The 15447-nt window shown below is 52.1% G+C and carries 12 protein-coding genes and 1 pseudogene; all 13 read left to right on the top strand.

The genetic code is table 11. The features are described from left to right. A partial coding sequence (locus C4N23_RS10030) for an HNH endonuclease signature motif containing protein (protein ID WP_146746482.1) occupies window positions 1–672 on the top strand: 672 nt, incomplete at its 5' end. Window positions 673–828: 156 nt separating this feature from the next. Next, a pseudogene (locus C4N23_RS10025) lies at window positions 829–927 on the top strand (Maff2 family mobile element protein); the annotation flags it as partial. A 16-nt stretch (window positions 928–943) separates the two neighbouring features. After that, entirely contained in the window at window positions 944–1813 is an 870-nt protein-coding gene (locus C4N23_RS10020) for a VirB6/TrbL-like conjugal transfer protein, CD1112 family (RefSeq protein ID WP_112145774.1), read from the top strand. Window positions 1814–1834: 21 nt separating this feature from the next. After that, window positions 1835–2242 carry a PrgI family protein gene (locus C4N23_RS10015; RefSeq protein WP_112145772.1) on the top strand — a complete coding sequence of 136 codons (408 nt, stop codon included), beginning with the start codon at window positions 1835–1837 and terminating at the stop codon, window positions 2240–2242. Then, window positions 2187–4619, top strand: a complete 2433-nt coding sequence (locus C4N23_RS10010) for a VirB4-like conjugal transfer ATPase, CD1110 family (protein WP_112145770.1) — start codon at window positions 2187–2189, stop codon at window positions 4617–4619. Before C4N23_RS10015 ends, C4N23_RS10010 begins: the two co-directional genes overlap by 56 nt. Continuing rightward, entirely contained in the window at window positions 4616–5566 is a 951-nt protein-coding gene (locus C4N23_RS10005) for a DNA-methyltransferase (protein ID WP_112145768.1), read from the top strand. Before C4N23_RS10010 ends, C4N23_RS10005 begins: the two co-directional genes overlap by 4 nt. A gap of 38 nt (window positions 5567–5604) precedes the next feature. Next, complete coding sequence (locus tag C4N23_RS10000) at window positions 5605–7581, top strand: CHAP domain-containing protein (RefSeq protein ID WP_112145784.1); 1977 nt, start codon at window positions 5605–5607, stop codon at window positions 7579–7581. A 28-nt stretch (window positions 7582–7609) separates the two neighbouring features. After that, window positions 7610–7873, top strand: a complete 264-nt coding sequence (locus C4N23_RS09995) for a DUF4315 family protein (RefSeq protein ID WP_112145766.1) — start codon at window positions 7610–7612, stop codon at window positions 7871–7873. Further along, on the top strand, window positions 7863–8576 hold the full coding sequence (locus C4N23_RS09990; protein WP_112145765.1) for a DUF4366 domain-containing protein: 714 nt from the start codon (window positions 7863–7865) through the stop codon (window positions 8574–8576). Before C4N23_RS09995 ends, C4N23_RS09990 begins: the two co-directional genes overlap by 11 nt. Then, window positions 8573–10690 carry a DNA topoisomerase 3 gene (locus tag C4N23_RS09985; RefSeq protein WP_112145763.1) on the top strand — a complete coding sequence of 706 codons (2118 nt, stop codon included), beginning with the start codon at window positions 8573–8575 and terminating at the stop codon, window positions 10688–10690. Before C4N23_RS09990 ends, C4N23_RS09985 begins: the two co-directional genes overlap by 4 nt. Window positions 10691–10808: 118 nt before the next feature. Next, on the top strand, window positions 10809–14735 hold the full coding sequence (locus C4N23_RS14210; protein ID WP_112145761.1) for an antirestriction protein ArdA: 3927 nt from the start codon (window positions 10809–10811) through the stop codon (window positions 14733–14735). Next, entirely contained in the window at window positions 14732–14944 is a 213-nt protein-coding gene (locus C4N23_RS09975; RefSeq protein ID WP_112145759.1) for a transposon-transfer assisting family protein, read from the top strand. Before C4N23_RS14210 ends, C4N23_RS09975 begins: the two co-directional genes overlap by 4 nt. Next, entirely contained in the window at window positions 14941–15327 is a 387-nt protein-coding gene (locus C4N23_RS09970; RefSeq protein ID WP_112145757.1) for a cysteine-rich VLP domain-containing protein, read from the top strand. Before C4N23_RS09975 ends, C4N23_RS09970 begins: the two co-directional genes overlap by 4 nt. The last annotated feature ends 120 nt before the right edge of the window (window positions 15328–15447 follow it).

Below are 15447 nucleotides of genomic sequence, written 5' to 3'. Positions count from 1 at the left end.
CTGATGACCTACAATGCTGTGGTGGCAGGAATACACCAGTATTACTGCATTGCAACGGCTGCTTCTGAGGACTTTGGAAAGCTGGCTTATGGGGTCAAAAAGCAGATGCACAATCGTCTGCGGAATGACCTGACACGCAAAGGCGAACTGAAAAAAGGCTATATCAAAGAAAAGTATGGAAAAAGCAGTCAACTGCGATTTCTGCATGGACGGCCAGTAGTTCCTATTGGATATGTTCAGAGCAGAAATGCCCAGCACAAAAGGAAGTCGGTCAACAAGTATACGCCAGAAGGTCGGGAACTGATTCACAAGAATCTGAACATCGACACTAAGACGATGCTTTGGCTGATGCGAAATCCTGTGCAGGGCAGGTCGATAGAATACGCAGATAATCGAATTTCTCTGTATGCAGCGCAGCATGGAAAATGTGCAGTGACGGGTTCAATCATGGAAGCCCATGATATCCACTGCCACCACAAGAGGCCTGCTGCGAAGGGCGGCACAGATGAATACGGAAACCTCGTTCTTATATCGGCTCCCGTCCACAAACTTATCCATGCTTCTGACATGGCTACCATAAAGTTTTACCTGAACCTTCTCAATCTCGATAGTACGCAAATTTTAAAGCTGAATAAGTTTCGTGAGATGGCAGAAATGCCTTTGATTGATTAAAAATCTTTTCTTGTTCAAGCTACGAAGTGTGTAAGTTGTATTGCAAGCCCTGTGCAACTGAATTCGATGGAACGCCGTGTGCGGTGAAAGCTGCACGCACGGTGTGGAGCCGGGGAAAAGTTGGAGATCATATCAAAGACTTACCTATGGCTATCGGGCGCAAAAAGCCAGGGCATGAAGCAGCTCATGGCGGGCGGCGGTGTTGCCCTCGTCGGTATGATTTTGGTACCTCTGCTTTCCGGGCTATTCGCATAAGCCGCGGAGGTAGCCTATGCAGAGCATACTTGACGCGATTAACGAATGGATAAAAGGTATTCTGATCGGAGCCATCAACGGTAATCTGTCAACTATGTTCGGGGACGTAAACGAAAAAGTAGGCACCATCGCAACACAGGTAGGGCAAACCCCGCAAGGTTGGAACGCGAACATCTTTTCCATGATACAAACACTTTCGGAAAATGTCATTGTTCCGATTGCGGGGCTTGTCATTACCTATGTCCTATGCTATGAGCTAATCAGCATGGTAGTGGAAAAAAACAATATGCACGACGTTGACACCTTTATGTTTTTCAAGTGGTTTTTCAAAGCGTTTGTTGCTGTTTACTTGGTAACACACACTTTTGACATAACAATGGCGGTGTTTGACGTGGCGCAGCGCGTTGTTTCCGGCGCGGCGGGGGTGATCGGCGGCGAAACATCAATCGACGCCGCCGAAGCCCTTGCTTCCATGCAGGACGGGCTGGAAGCTATGGAAATCCCCGAATTGCTCTTGCTTGTTATGGAAACAAGCCTTGTCAGCCTTTGCATGAAAATCATGTCGGTGCTGATAACGGTTATTCTCTACGGCAGAATGATAGAAATTTACTTGTATTGCTCTGTTTCTCCTATTCCATTCGCAACCATGACAAACCGGGAATGGGGACAGATTGGAAACAACTATCTCAAAGGGCTTTTTGCCCTCGGCTTTCAAGGGTTTTTGATTATGATATGCGTTGGCATTTACGCTGTCCTTGTCAATGAAATGGTAATAGCCGACAACTTGCACAGCGCGATTTTTTCCCTTGCAGCTTATACGGTGATCCTCTGTTTTTCCCTGTTCCAATCCGGCGCACTTGCAAAATCTATATTCAACGCCCATTAAGGGCAGAAAGGAGGTATTCGCTTGGCGTATGTTACCGTACCGAAAGACCTTTCCAAAGTCAAAACAAAGGTAGCGTTCAACCTTACGAAACGGCAGATTGTTTGTCTTGGCGCGGCTCTCCTTGTGGGATTGCCGCTTTTCTTTTTGCTCAAAGGCAGCGCGGGGACGACCCTTGCGGCAATGGCAATGATCGTCGTTATGCTGCCTTGCTTTCTCTTTGCCATGTATGAACGGCATGGACAGCCCCTTGAAGTCGTGATAAGAAACATCGTTCAGACAAAGTTTATCCGACCAAAGGAACGCCCTTACCAAACGGAAAATCTCTATACCGTATTGGAACGGCAACGAAAACTTGAAAAGGAGGTATCGGCTATTGTCAAAGGCACAGGCACCAAATGCGCGGGAAGCCGCCGCAGGAACAAAGCGTAAATTGTCCCGCGCCGAAAAGAAACAGATCGTCGCCCTTATCCAGCAGGCAAAGGGCGACGGAAAAGCGCACACCGCGCAACAGACCATTCCTTACTTGCAGATGTTCCCGGACGGAATTTGCAGGATTACGGAAAAGAAATACAGCAAGAGCATTGTGTTTGAAGATATTAACTATCAGCTTGCACAGGCAGACGACAAGACCGCCATTTTTGAAAACTGGTGCGATTTTCTCAACTACTTTGACGCGAGCGTGAGCGTGCAGCTCTCTTTCATCAATCAGGGAACGCAGCGCGGAGAAGCAGAAAAAGCTATCGACATTCCGGCGCAGGACGACGCTTTCAATTCCATTCGTACCGAGTATTCGGATATGCTCAAAAACCAGCTTTCCAAAGGTAACAACGGGCTTGTCAAATACAAGTACATTACATTTTCCATTGAAGCGGACAGCTTGGCGGCGGCAAAATCCCGCCTTGCCCGTATTGAAACGGACGTACTCAACAATTTTAAGGTGCTTGGCGTATCTGCCCACCCCATGACGGGCTATGACCGTTTGAAAGTGCTGCATGGCGTATTCCACCCGGAGGGCGAGCCATTTTCCTTTGATTGGGCTTGGCTTGCCCCGTCCGGGCTTTCCACCAAAGATTTTATTGCCCCCTCGTCATTCCGTTTCGGAGAGGGACGCACGTTCCGTATGGGACGCAAGATCGGCGCGGTGTCGTTCTTACAGATACTTGCGCCGGAGCTGAACGACCGTATCTTATCGGAAATCCTCGACCTTGAAACGGGCGTGATTGTCAATCTGCATATCCGCAGTATCGACCAAAGCGAAGCCATTAAGACGATTAAGCGGAAAATCACAGACCTTGACAAGATGAAGATTGAGGAACAGAAAAAGGCAGTCCGCAGCGGCTACGATATGGACATTATTCCGAGCGACCTTGCCACGTTCGGCAGCGAAGCAAAAAATCTCTTGCAGGATTTACAGAGCCGCAATGAGCGAATGTTTCTCCTTACGTTCCTTGTGGTAAATATGGCAGACACAAAGCGGAAATTGGAAAATGAAGTATTTGCGGCGGCGGGTATCGCACAGAAATATAACTGCGCTTTAACCCGCCTTGACTACCAGCAGGAAGCGGGCTTATTGTCGTGCGTTCCCATTGGGGAAAACCTTGTCCCCATTGAACGGGGTTTGACGACAAGCAGCACCGCTATTTTTATCCCCTTTATTACGCAAGAGCTTTTCCAGAAAGGCGCAGCCCTGTATTACGGGCTGAACGCATTGAGCAATAACATGATCCTCTGCGACCGCAAGCAGCTTAAAAATCCGAACGGGCTTATCTTGGGTACACCGGGCAGCGGTAAATCGTTCGCAGCAAAACGGGAAATGACAAACGCTTTCCTCATTACCGACGACGATATTATTATCTGCGACCCGGAAGCCGAGTATTTTTCCCTTGTAGAACGGCTGAATGGACAAGTAATCCGACTGTCCCCGACGGGCAAGGGCATAGACGGAAAACCGCAGTATGTCAATCCGATGGATATTAACCTCAATTATTCCGAGGACGACAGCCCCCTTGCCCTCAAATCAGACTTTATCCTTTCCCTTTGTGAGCTGGTAATCGGCGGCAAAGAGGGCTTGCAGCCCGTGGATAAGACTGTCATTGACCGGGCTGTAAGGAATGTGTACCGCCCGTATCTTGCCGACCCGGACCCGGCAAAAATGCCTATCTTGGGCGACCTTTACAACGAGCTTTTGAAGCAGCCGGAGCCGGAAGCGGCGCGGATTGCGGCGGCGTTGGAGCTGTATGTTTCCGGTTCGCTCAACGTCTTTAACCATCGTACCAACGTGGAACTGAATAACCGTCTTGTCTGTTTTGATATTAAACAGCTTGGGAAGCAGCTCAAAAAGTTAGGTATGCTCATTGTGCAAGATCAGGTGTGGAACCGCGTTACCATCAATCGCGCCGAGAAAAAGGCGACGCGCTACTACATGGACGAGTTTCATTTGCTCTTGAAAGAGGAACAGACCGCAGCCTATTCCGTGGAAATCTGGAAGCGTTTTAGAAAGTGGGGCGGCATACCGACCGCCATTACACAGAACGTCAAAGACCTGTTATCCAGCCGCGAAGTCGAGAACATTTTTGAAAACAGCGATTTTGTCCTCATGCTCAATCAAGCCGCAGGCGACAGGGCTATCCTTGCAAAGCAGCTCAATATCAGCCCGCAGCAGATGAAGTACGTTACCCACACCGAAGCGGGCGAGGGGCTTATCTTCTACGGCAATGTGGTACTGCCCTTTGTAGACCGTTTCCCGAAAGACACCGAGCTTTACCGGGTAATGACGACAAAGCCGGAGGAAGTGAGCGACGCATGAAAACAGATGTAATCATCAACCGGGACGCCCTCTGCGCTCTGCGGGAGCTGCCCGATGAAAGCGCCCATTGCGCCGTAACCAGCCCGCCCTACTACGCACTTAGGGACTACGGACTTGACGCGCAGATCGGGCGCGAGGACACGCCGGAACAGTACATTGATCGGCTTGTCGCTGTATTCCATGAGCTGAAACGGGTGTTGCGTTCTGACGGGACATTTTGGCTGAATATCGCGGACACCTACTGCGGCACCGGGAGCAAAGGCAGCTACACCGACCCCAAAAATCCAAAAGGCAGGAACGGGCAAGCCTTATCTATCGCAAGAAAGGCGGCGAACTGCAAACAAAAAGATTTGATCGGTATTCCGTGGCTTCTTGCCTTTGCCCTACGCGCTGACGGGTGGTATTTACGCAGCGATATTATATGGCAGAAAGATAACCCCATGCCCGAAAGCTGCAAAGACCGTCCGAGCCGTTGCTACGAACACATTTTCCTGCTCTCAAAGTCAAAGCAGTATTTCTATGACTCTGCCGCCATAGCCGAGCCAGTCGCACCGGGAACGGCTGCGCGATACAGGCAGGGGCGCAGCGCAGGCAGCAAATACACCGAGGAAATACCCGGACAAGGCAAAGTGCAGGGTATCAACAGAGCGCGGAAAGGCGGCTACTATGACGACGCGCTAATCCCCACCATGCGGAACAAGCGTGATGTGTGGCTAATTAACACTGTCCCATACAAGGGCGGGCATTTTGCCGCGTTTCCCCCGAAGTTAGCGGAAACCTGTATTTTGGCAGGCTGTCCGAAAGGCGGCATTGTGATAGACCCGTTCTTTGGAAGCGGCACCACAGGCAAGGCGGCAAAAGACCTTGACCGCCACTATATCGGCATTGAGATCAACATTGAGTATTGCGCTCTTGCAAGGGCGCGGATTGGAGGTGATGACAGTTGAATGACCCTGTAAAAGCCCGTGACAAAATCACGCAGAAAATGAGCCGTGACGGGCTGACCGAGCAAAACAAAGCTACGGGCGAAACCGAGCTTATCAGCAAGCGCATACAGGACGCGGATTTTCAGAAAACGCCGGAGCAGCAAGCCGCACAGGACGCGGCGCAGCTTCAAGGCGTATCGTCCCCGACCTCTCCTTTGCCCCATGCGCCGGAGCATATCGCAAAACCGCAGGACGCCGCCGCAGAGCGCGTCATGGAGCATATCGGTGCGGGACAGACCCGGAAAGCGTCAAAAAAAGCGGTTCGTCGGGCGCAGGAAGCAGCAACAGCAAAAACACAGTCGTCCCGTCTGCAATTTACCGACGAGGAACGGGCAACGCCGGAGCTGGAAAAGTATATCAAGCAATCGGATAAAGCCGCCGACCGTCTGGACGCGGCGCGGGCGGCACTTCCCAAAAAGAAAAAATCACGATTGCAGTTTGAGGAACGGGAAACGCCGCCTAATTTTAAGGGCAAGCACAACCCCTTATCCCGCCCCGCACAGGAAGCCGGGATTTTCGTCCATAACAAGATACATTCCGTGGAAAAAGATAATTCCGGCGTTGAGGGGGCGCACAAATCCGAGGAAGCCACCGAGCGTATGGGAAAATACGGTGTCCACAAGGTCAAAGAGGGCTACCACAGCCACAAGCTGAAACCTTACCGCAAGGCAGCACAAGCGGAAAAGGCAGCGGCAAAGGCAAACGCCAATTTTCACTATCACAAAGCCCTGTATGAGAACCCGCAGCTTAGTAGCAACCCTCTTTCCCGTTTCATGCAGAAACAGAAAATCAAGCGGGAGTATGCAAAAGCGGCGAAAAAAGGCGGTGCAGCCACCGCGAAAAAAGCGACAGAAAGCACCCGCAAGGCAGCGAAGAAAACCGCCGAGGAAACAAGAAAAGCGGCGGCATTTGTGGCAAGGCACCCGGTAGGCGTGCTGATTGCGATTGCCGCCCTGCTGCTGTTTATCATGGTTTTCGCAGGGCTGTCCTCTTGTTCCTCTATGTTTTCCGGCGCGGTAAATGGTGTCGTGGGAACTTCCTATACATCGGAGGACAGCGATCTTGTGGCGGTGGAAAACAACTATGTTGCTATGGAAAACGAGCTGCAAGCCGAGATTGACAACATCGAAAGCACCCACCCCGGCTATGATGAATACCGCTACCATTTGGACACCATCGAGCATAACCCCCATGAGCTTGCGTCCTATTTGACCGCCCTTTTGCAGAGCTACACCCCGCAGAGCGCACAGGCAGAAATCCAGCGTATTTTTGATATGCAGTACACCTTGACGCTTACCGAGGAAATCCAGATACGCACCTACACCGACGAGGACGGGGACGAACACGAATACGAATATCGCATACTTCATGTGGAGCTGACGAACACCCCCATATCCTCACTTGCGCCGGAGCTGTTGAACGCAGAGCAGCTTGAAATGTTCCATGTCTACATGGAAACAAGCGGCAATAAGCCTTTAGTTTTCGGCGGCGGCTCTCCCGATGGTAGCCCGTCCGAGGATTTAAGCGGCGTTCATTTTGTCAACGGCACCCGCCCCGGAAACACAGAGCTGGTAGACCTTGCAAAGCAGCAAGTCGGCAACGTGGGCGGCTATCCCTATTGGAGCTGGTACGGCTTTAACAGCCGCGTGGAGTGGTGCGCCTGTTTCGTGAGCTGGTGCTACAATCAAGCCGGAAAAAGCGAGCCGCGTTTTGCGGGCTGTCAGTCGCAGGGCGTTCCGTGGTTCCAGTCGCGGGGACAATGGGGCGCAAGGGATTATGAAAATATCGCCCCCGGCGACGCGATCTTTTTCGATTGGGATTTAGACGGGAGCGCAGACCATGTAGGCATTGTCATAGGCACCGACGGAAGCCGCGTTTATACCGTTGAGGGCAATTCCGGCGACGCCTGCAAAATCAAGAGCTATGCCCTTACCTATGAATGTATCAAAGGGTACGGGCTGATGAATTGGGACTAACCCACACAAGGAAAGGAGAATTTTTATTATGGCTATGAGTAAACTGGAACGTCTTGACCGGGAAATCCAAAAGACCCGCGAGAAGATCACCGAGCAGCAAAACAAGCTCAAAGAGCTGACCGCACAGAAAACCGAAGTGGAAAATCTGCAAATCGTCCAGATGGTACGCGCTATGAACCTGACCCCGCAGGAACTTACCGCCATGCTGTCCGGCGGCGGTATTCCCGGTATGGCTGCCGTTCCCGCAGGCGATTACAACGAGGAACAGGAGGAAGCCGCGTATGAAGAATAAAATTGTTCAGACATTGACCGCCCTTTGTGCCGCCCTCATGCTCATGGGCGGCTTTTCTGTTACCGCTTTTGCACAGACACCGGAGAGCGACGCCACCAATGATACGGGCGTGATTGTGGAAGAAACCGAGGACACGCCGCCCCTTACCCCGGACGGAAACGCAACCCTTGTTGACGATTACGGCGGCAATAAGCAGCTTATTACCATTACCACGAAAAACGGCAACTATTTCTATATCATCATCGACCGGGACGACGAGGGCGAAAACACCGTCCATTTCCTCAATCAAGTAGACGAAGCCGACCTTATGGCATTGATGGAGGACGAGGACGGACAGACCGAAGAACCGCCCGCAGTCTGCACCTGTACGGAAAAATGCGAAGCCGGAGCCGTGAATACCGCTTGCCCTGTCTGCGCTGTCAATCTGAAAGACTGCACCGGCAAGGAAGCCGAGTCGGAAGAACCCGAACAGCCGCAGGAAGAAAAGCAAAGCAACATGGGCGGTATTCTGCTGATCGTCCTTATCCTTGCCGGAGGTGGCGGCGCAGCGTTCTATTATTTCAAAATCTTAAAGCCGAAAAAGGACGCGGCAAAGGGCAATGACAATCTGGACGAATACGATTTTGACGAGTACGACGAGGAAGCCGAGGACGAGCTGACCGACGATACCGAAGCCGAGGAACAGGAGGACGATACTGTATGAGAGAAACGCTTGTAATTGCAGAAAAACCGAGCGTAGCGGCGACAATCGCCGCCGCGCTTGGCGCAACAGAGAAAAAAGACGGGTACATAAAGGGCAACGGCTATCTTGTTTCATGGTGCGTCGGACATTTGGTACAGCTTGCGGAAGCCGCCGCCTATGGCGAGCAGTACAAGAAATGGAGCTATGACAGCTTACCCATTCTGCCGCAGGAATGGCAGTACACCGTTGCCGCCGACAAGGGAAAGCAATTCAAAATCCTAAAAGACCTCATGCACCGCGCCGACGTTTCCGAAGTCGTCAACGCTTGTGACGCAGGGCGCGAAGGCGAACTTATTTTCCGCTTTGTCTATGAAGTCGCCGGGTGTAAAAAGCCTATGCGCCGCCTTTGGATTTCCTCTATGGAAGAAAGCGCAATCAAGGCGGGCTTTGCTTCCCTCAAAGACGGGAAAGCGTATGACTCCCTGTATTCCTCTGCCCTTTGCAGGGCAAAAGCCGATTGGATTGTCGGTATCAATATGACCCGCCTGTTTTCCTGCCTGTATGGAAAGACGCTGAACGTGGGGCGCGTCCAGACCCCAACACTGAAAATGCTGGTTGATCGGGACGCAGCCATTACGACCTTTAGGAAAGAAAAATACTACCATGTGCGCCTGTCCCTGTCCGGCGTGGAAGCGGCAAGCGCGAAGATCCACGCCGCCGAGGACGCAGCCGCCTTGAAAGCAGCTTGCGAAGCGTCGCAGGCGGTTTGTGTTTCTGTAACCCGTGAGAAGAAAACCATAGCCCCGCCAAAGCTCTTTGACCTTACCAGCTTGCAGCGGGAAGCAAACCGCATTTATGGCTACACCGCAAAACAGAGCCTTGACCTGGCACAAGCCCTGTATGAAAAGAAGCTGCTTACCTATCCGAGGACGGATAGCAGCTATCTTACCGACGACATGGGCGATACAGCGGCGGGGATTGCCGCCCTGCTTGGCGGGACGCTTCCCTTTATGCAGGGTGCGGCCTTTACGCCGGAAATCTTCCGTCTGCTGGACAGCAAAAAAGTGCCCGACCACCACGCAATTATTCCCACAATGGAGCTTGAAAAAGCCGACCTTGCCGCGCTGCCGGAGAGTGAGCGAAATATCCTTACCCTTGCCGGAGCGCGTCTTTTGATGGCTTGCGCCGAGCCGCATATCTTTGAAGCGGTTACGGCGGTTCTTTCCTGCGCCGGACAGGAGTTTACCGCAAAGGGAAAAACAGTGCTTGCCGCAGGGTGGAAAGACTTGGAACGCCGTTTTATGGCGACGTTAAAAAAGAAAACCGATACCGAGGACGACGAGGGAAACGCCCTTTCGCTGGACGTGCCGCCCTTTACCGAGGGGCAGACCTTTGACAACCCACAAGCGGTGGTAACGGAGCATTTCACGACGCCGCCGAAGCCCCATAACGAAGCGTCGCTGCTCTCTGCTATGGAACGCGCCGGGAATGAGGAAACCGACCCGGACGCGGAACGCCAGGGGCTTGGAACACCCGCCACCCGCGCCGCTATTATTGAAAAGCTGGTAAAAGGCGGCTTTGTGGAGCGCAAAGGGAAACAGCTCATTCCTACCAAAAGCGGGACCGAGCTTGTTTGTGTTCTGCCGGACGTACTCACTTCCCCGAAACTGACCGCCGATTGGGAAAACAATCTGACGCAGATTGCAAAGGGACAGGCAGACCCGGACAGCTTTATGACGGGGATAGCCGAAATGACACAGGGGCTTGTAAAGACCTATCCTTTTCTTTCCGACAAAGAAAAGGAGCGTTTCAAAGAGGAAAAGCCGGTGATCGGCAAATGCCCCCGTTGCGGCGCAAATGTCTATGAGAGCAAGAAAAACTACTACTGCTCAAATCGGGACTGCGCCTTTACCATGTGGAAGAATGACCGTTTTTTTGAGGAACGCAAGGTAGCCTTTTCTCCGAAAATTGCCGCCGCCCTCTTAAAAGACGGGAAAACAAAGGTTAAGAAGCTGTATTCCCCGAAAACAGGCAAAACCTATGACGGAACAATCCTGTTAGTCGATACGGGCGGGAAATACGTCAACTACCGAATTGCAATCCAGAGGGACAGAGAAGTTACGCAGCAAGCATAGGAAAGGGGTACCCTTTCCGTAAAAATCCCCGTTTTCGTCTGCCGACGATTGCGGGGATTTTGCTTGTTGGGAAGTGTCCCAAACCCTCTTGAAAATCAACGAAGAAAGGAGCTAACGAATGGAACAACCTATTTTAAGCGGCTATCTTTCCAATCTTGGAAAGTACACCGAGGGTAGACCTGCAGGCGAATGGGTAACATTCCCCACGACTGCCGCGCATTTGAAAGAAGTCTTTGACCGTATCGGGATAGACTTCCGAAGCTATGAGGAATGGCATTTTACCGAATTTCAATCCGCTGTTCCCGGTTTGACAGAACATTTAAGCGAGTATTCCCACCCCGACGAGCTGAACTATTTAGCGAAGCTCTTGGAAATGCAGTTTGACGACGACAGGGAAAAGTTTGTTGCCGCAATGGAACACGGCGACCATACAGGCAGCTTGCAGAAGCTTATCAACCTTGCACAAAACCTTGATTGCTATTGGCTTTATCCGTCCGTCCACAACGAGGAAGAATACGGGCATTATCTGATCGACGAGCTGGACGAATTGGAGTTGCCCGACGAAGCAAAAAAGTATTTCATGTATGAGGAATACGGGCGGGACGCTTCTATCAACGACGACGGTATGTTTACCGAACGTGGTTATATCTACAACAACCGAAACACCTTTACAGAATGGTATGACGGGCGCGACGTGCCGGAAGAATACCGGGTAACGCCGCAGCCCCCGCAGCCGGAACGCAGCGAAGCAGAGCGGACAGACTTTGACGCGGCGGCTACTACGTTTCCCACTACCGAGCCGCGCCCGGTTATTCCGCTGATCCTCTCGGCAGACAACCCCGCCGACAAGATGAAAGAGATTACCGACCGTCTGGAACAGGGCATTATGGGCGTGTTTGAAAGTGAACGGTATGCAGAGTATTTGCGTACCATGTCAAAGTTTCACGATTACAGCCTGAACAACACAATCTTGATTGCCATGCAGGGCGGCAGTCTTGTAAAAGGCTACCGTCAATGGGAAAAGGAGTTTGACCGCCATGTAAAGCCCGGAGAAAAGGCAATCAAAATACTTGCCCCCGCCCCGTATAAAGTCAAAAAAGAACGGGAGAAAATCGACCCCGACACGCAAAAGCCCATGATTGGCGCAGACGGAAAACCGGTTATGGAAACGCAGGAAATTACCATACCCGCCTATAAGGTGGTATCTGTCTTTGATGTGTCCCAGACCGAGGGAAAAGAGCTGCCCGCCCTTTCTGTTTCCGAGCTGATGGGCAACGTGGAACAGTACCAGGACTTCTTTGCAGCTCTTGAACGGACTTCCCCCTTTGCTATGGGCTTTGAAGTATTAAGCGGCGGCGCAAAAGGACGCTGCTATTATGAAGAAAACCGTATCGCAATCAATGAGGGTATGAGTGAATTGCAGAATATCAAAACGGCAATCCATGAAATATCCCATGCCACCATGCACGACACTGACCCGGACGACCCAGCACGCCCCGACCGCCGTACCCGTGAGGTACAAGCGGAAAGTGTTGCGTATGTTGTCTGCCAGCATTACGGGCTTGATACGTCCGACTATTCTTTTGGTTACGTTGCCGGGTGGAGCAGCGGAAAAGAGCTTGCAGAGCTGAAAGGCTCTCTTGAAACAATCCGCAGCACCGCCACAAAGCTAATCGAAACCATAGACAGGAATTTTGCGGAAATCCAAAAGGAAAAAGCCGCCGTACAGGAACAGGAAACGCAGCCTATCCAGCAGGAGCCGGAAACCCCTGTCTTTGATAAGCTGTCCCCCGAACAGAAACAGGAACTTTCCAGCACCGTAAAAGATACCCTGCAAACCTTGATTGAAATGGATATGAAGTCGCGGGGCGAGGTCACAGACAATACCCTTGAAGCAATCGCGGCGCAGGGTTATTCCTATGTGGACGGGCAGCTTGTAAAGGCAGAGTCGCAACCCGAACAGGAGCCGCAGGAACCGGCAGCGCAGCCGGAACAGGCAACGCCGGAAGCTACACCGCAGGAAGCGACGCAGACCACAGTAACCTACTACACCATCAACGAAGCCGCAGCCCGACGCGCTAAGGAAATGAACAGCTATTCCGACTACAAACCCGGCAGCGCAACGGCAGAATACCGCAGCTATGTAGACGAAGCCGTACAGCTTGCCGAGCGGCAGAAAGCGCGGGTAGACCCGATGTACCATGAGAAAATCGACAGTCTGCTTGATACCTACGCCCGGAAACTTGCGGCAAATATGAACAAGGGCTATGAGATCGACGCCCGCGTTCCCTCTATCTTGATTGCGGGCGGTTCTAATTTCCCTGTACGCAAGAAAGAAAAGCAAAACGCCGCCCGTGACACCAACTACCGGGAGTGGCAGGATATTCAAGGCTTGCTTGATAAAATCCGCAGTACAGGTATGGGCGGTATCAGCGCGGACGACCCGCAGGCGGTTCAAAAGCTGGAAAAGAAACTTGCGGGATTGGAGAAAGCGCAGGAAACCATGAAAGCGGTAAACGCCTATTACCGCAAACACAAGGCCCTTGACGGTTGCCCCCATTTGTCGCCGGAGAGTATCGAGAAAATGAAAGCAGATATGTCGAGCCAGTGGCATATTGAGGATAAGCCGTACCCTACATGGGCGTTATCCAACAACAACGCGGAAATCCGGCGCGTGAAAGAGCGTATCAAATCCCTTTCGCTGCAAAAGGAAATCGGCTACGTCGGTTGGGAGTTTGAGGGCGGCAAGGTGGAAGCCAACACCGAAGCAAACCGCCTGCAAATTTTCTTTGACGAAAAGCCGGACGCAGCGACACGGGAAGAATTGAAATCAAACGGTTTTCGCTGGTCCCCCAAAGCCGAAGCGTGGCAACGTCAGCTTACCGACAACGCCTATTATTCTGCAAACTACATCAAAGCCATACAGCCCCTTACCGGGGAAAAGCCCACCGACTTACAGCGGGCGCATATCCAGCGGCAAAAGGCAGCTTCACAGGAAAAGCCCGCGCCGGAGCCGATCTACAAGGTACACGCCAACCCCGGCAGCGACAGCCGGGATAACCTGTATATCTTACAGGCATATTTCCCGCAGGAGGACGGAAAGGCAAAAATCGGGGACGTGCTGTATATCGGGATTCCGGAGAAATGCCGCGAACTGATGGCGCAGCTCAACGCCGGAGAGCTGACGCAAGGCGAGGTAAAGGAACTGTATGCACAGGCGCAGACCGCCGAGCAGGACAAGGACACCTTTTCCATTTATCAGCTAAAGCGCGGGGACGAAACAAGGGACTTGCGTTTCGAGCCTTACGATCGCTTACAGGCAACGGGACACGCCGTAGACCGGGCAAATTATGAGCTGATCTACACCGCGCCCCTTGCGCCAGACACTTCCCTTGAAGATATTTACACCCGTTTCAATCTCGACCACCCCGCCGATTTTAAGGGGCATAGTCTTTCCGTTTCCGATATTGTGGTACTCCATCAAAACGGCAAGGACACCGCCCACTATGTAGACAGTATCGGCTATCAAGAGGTACCGGAGTTTTTCAAGGAACAGGCGCAGCAGCTTACCCCCGACGAACGGGAAACAGGCGAAACAATCCGAACACCGCGAGGGACGTTCCATGTAACAGACATGAGCCGTGAACAGATGGAAGCCGCCGGATATGGTTTTCATCATCAATCCGAGGACGGAAAATATCTGATTATGGGCAATGGTACGCGGGCGTTTGCCATTGCCGCCGAGCAGCCGGAAAAAGTCAATCCCTTAAAGCACATTGAAGATACCGTAGAGCAGAACGACAACAACTTTGACGGTATTATCAATAACACGCCCCAGACGCCCACTGTCGGAGAGCTGGAGCAAAAGGCAAAGGCAGGCGAGCCGATCTCCCTTGTGGATTATGCCGCCGCAATTAAGGCAGAAAAAGGACGCAGCAGCGATAAAGAGGAAAAGCCCTCTATCTTGGCGCAGCTTCGGGCAGAAAAGGAACGGGCGGCACAGAAAAAGACCGCAAAAACGAAAAATCACGAATTGGAGGTATGAGCATGGTACAGTTTACCGTTGAAGAAACAAACCTGTTGAGCATTTACCACGAGGGCGGCAAGGCGCAGCTTATGGAGAACATGACCGCCGCGCTGCCCGATATGGACGCGGATATGCGGGAGCTTGCAAGGCGCACCCTTTCCAAAGTGGACGCTTTAACCGATGAAGAATACGCCGAGCTTGCCGTATATGCCGCTGATGAAGCATGAGCGCGGTTAAGCGGCTGACACCGCCGCAAAGCCGGAAAGTCAACACCCTTGTAAAAAAGGAGTGCTGCAACTGTATCAATGGAAAATGCCTTTTACTGGACGATGGGGACGAGTGTGTTTGTCCGCAGCTTATTTCTTATTCGCTGCTCTGTAAATGGTTTCGCGTCGCTGTACTTCCCGCCGACAAGCTCCTGTATGCGGAACTGATGAACACCGAGGACAAGAAACGGTGTACCGAGTGTGGCGCGTTCTTTGCGTCCAGCTCTAACAGCGTCAAATACTGCCCGGAGTGCCGTAAGCGGATTACCCGCAGACAAGCCGCCGAGCGTATGAAAAAAATGCGTTCCCTGTTACGCGATAGGGGCGCAAAATCCCTTGTATAGCGCGGCTCTGACAGCCGTTTTTCCATAGGGCAAGGACTTAATACCTTTTCCCTCAAAAATGGCGTTCTACTGCGTAACGCCTTTTCCTGCACCCATAGAAAACCGGGGCGTGGTGGCCAT

The organism is Faecalibacterium hattorii, assembly GCF_003287455.1.
GTDB classification, from domain to species: Bacteria; Bacillota; Clostridia; order Oscillospirales; family Ruminococcaceae; genus Faecalibacterium; species Faecalibacterium hattorii.
The sequence above is the reverse complement of the archived record's forward strand: the minus strand, read 5'-3'. Positions and strand labels throughout refer to the sequence as shown.

Excerpts from the sequence above, each read along its gene's own strand:
- C4N23_RS10020 (WP_112145774.1), top strand. The coding sequence starts at position 944 with ATGCAGAGCATACTTGACGCGATTAACGAATGGATAAAAGGTATTCTG.
- C4N23_RS14210 (WP_112145761.1), top strand. The coding sequence starts at position 10,809 with ATGGAACAACCTATTTTAAGCGGCTATCTTTCCAATCTTGGAAAGTAC.
- C4N23_RS10005 (WP_112145768.1), top strand. The coding sequence starts at position 4,616 with ATGAAAACAGATGTAATCATCAACCGGGACGCCCTCTGCGCTCTGCGG.
- C4N23_RS09985 (WP_112145763.1), top strand. The coding sequence starts at position 8,573 with ATGAGAGAAACGCTTGTAATTGCAGAAAAACCGAGCGTAGCGGCGACA.
- C4N23_RS09975 (WP_112145759.1), top strand. The coding sequence starts at position 14,732 with ATGAGCATGGTACAGTTTACCGTTGAAGAAACAAACCTGTTGAGCATT.
- C4N23_RS09995 (WP_112145766.1), top strand. The coding sequence starts at position 7,610 with ATGGCTATGAGTAAACTGGAACGTCTTGACCGGGAAATCCAAAAGACC.
- C4N23_RS09970 (WP_112145757.1), top strand. The coding sequence starts at position 14,941 with ATGAGCGCGGTTAAGCGGCTGACACCGCCGCAAAGCCGGAAAGTCAAC.
- C4N23_RS09990 (WP_112145765.1), top strand. The coding sequence starts at position 7,863 with ATGAAGAATAAAATTGTTCAGACATTGACCGCCCTTTGTGCCGCCCTC.
- C4N23_RS10000 (WP_112145784.1), top strand. The coding sequence starts at position 5,605 with ATGAGCCGTGACGGGCTGACCGAGCAAAACAAAGCTACGGGCGAAACC.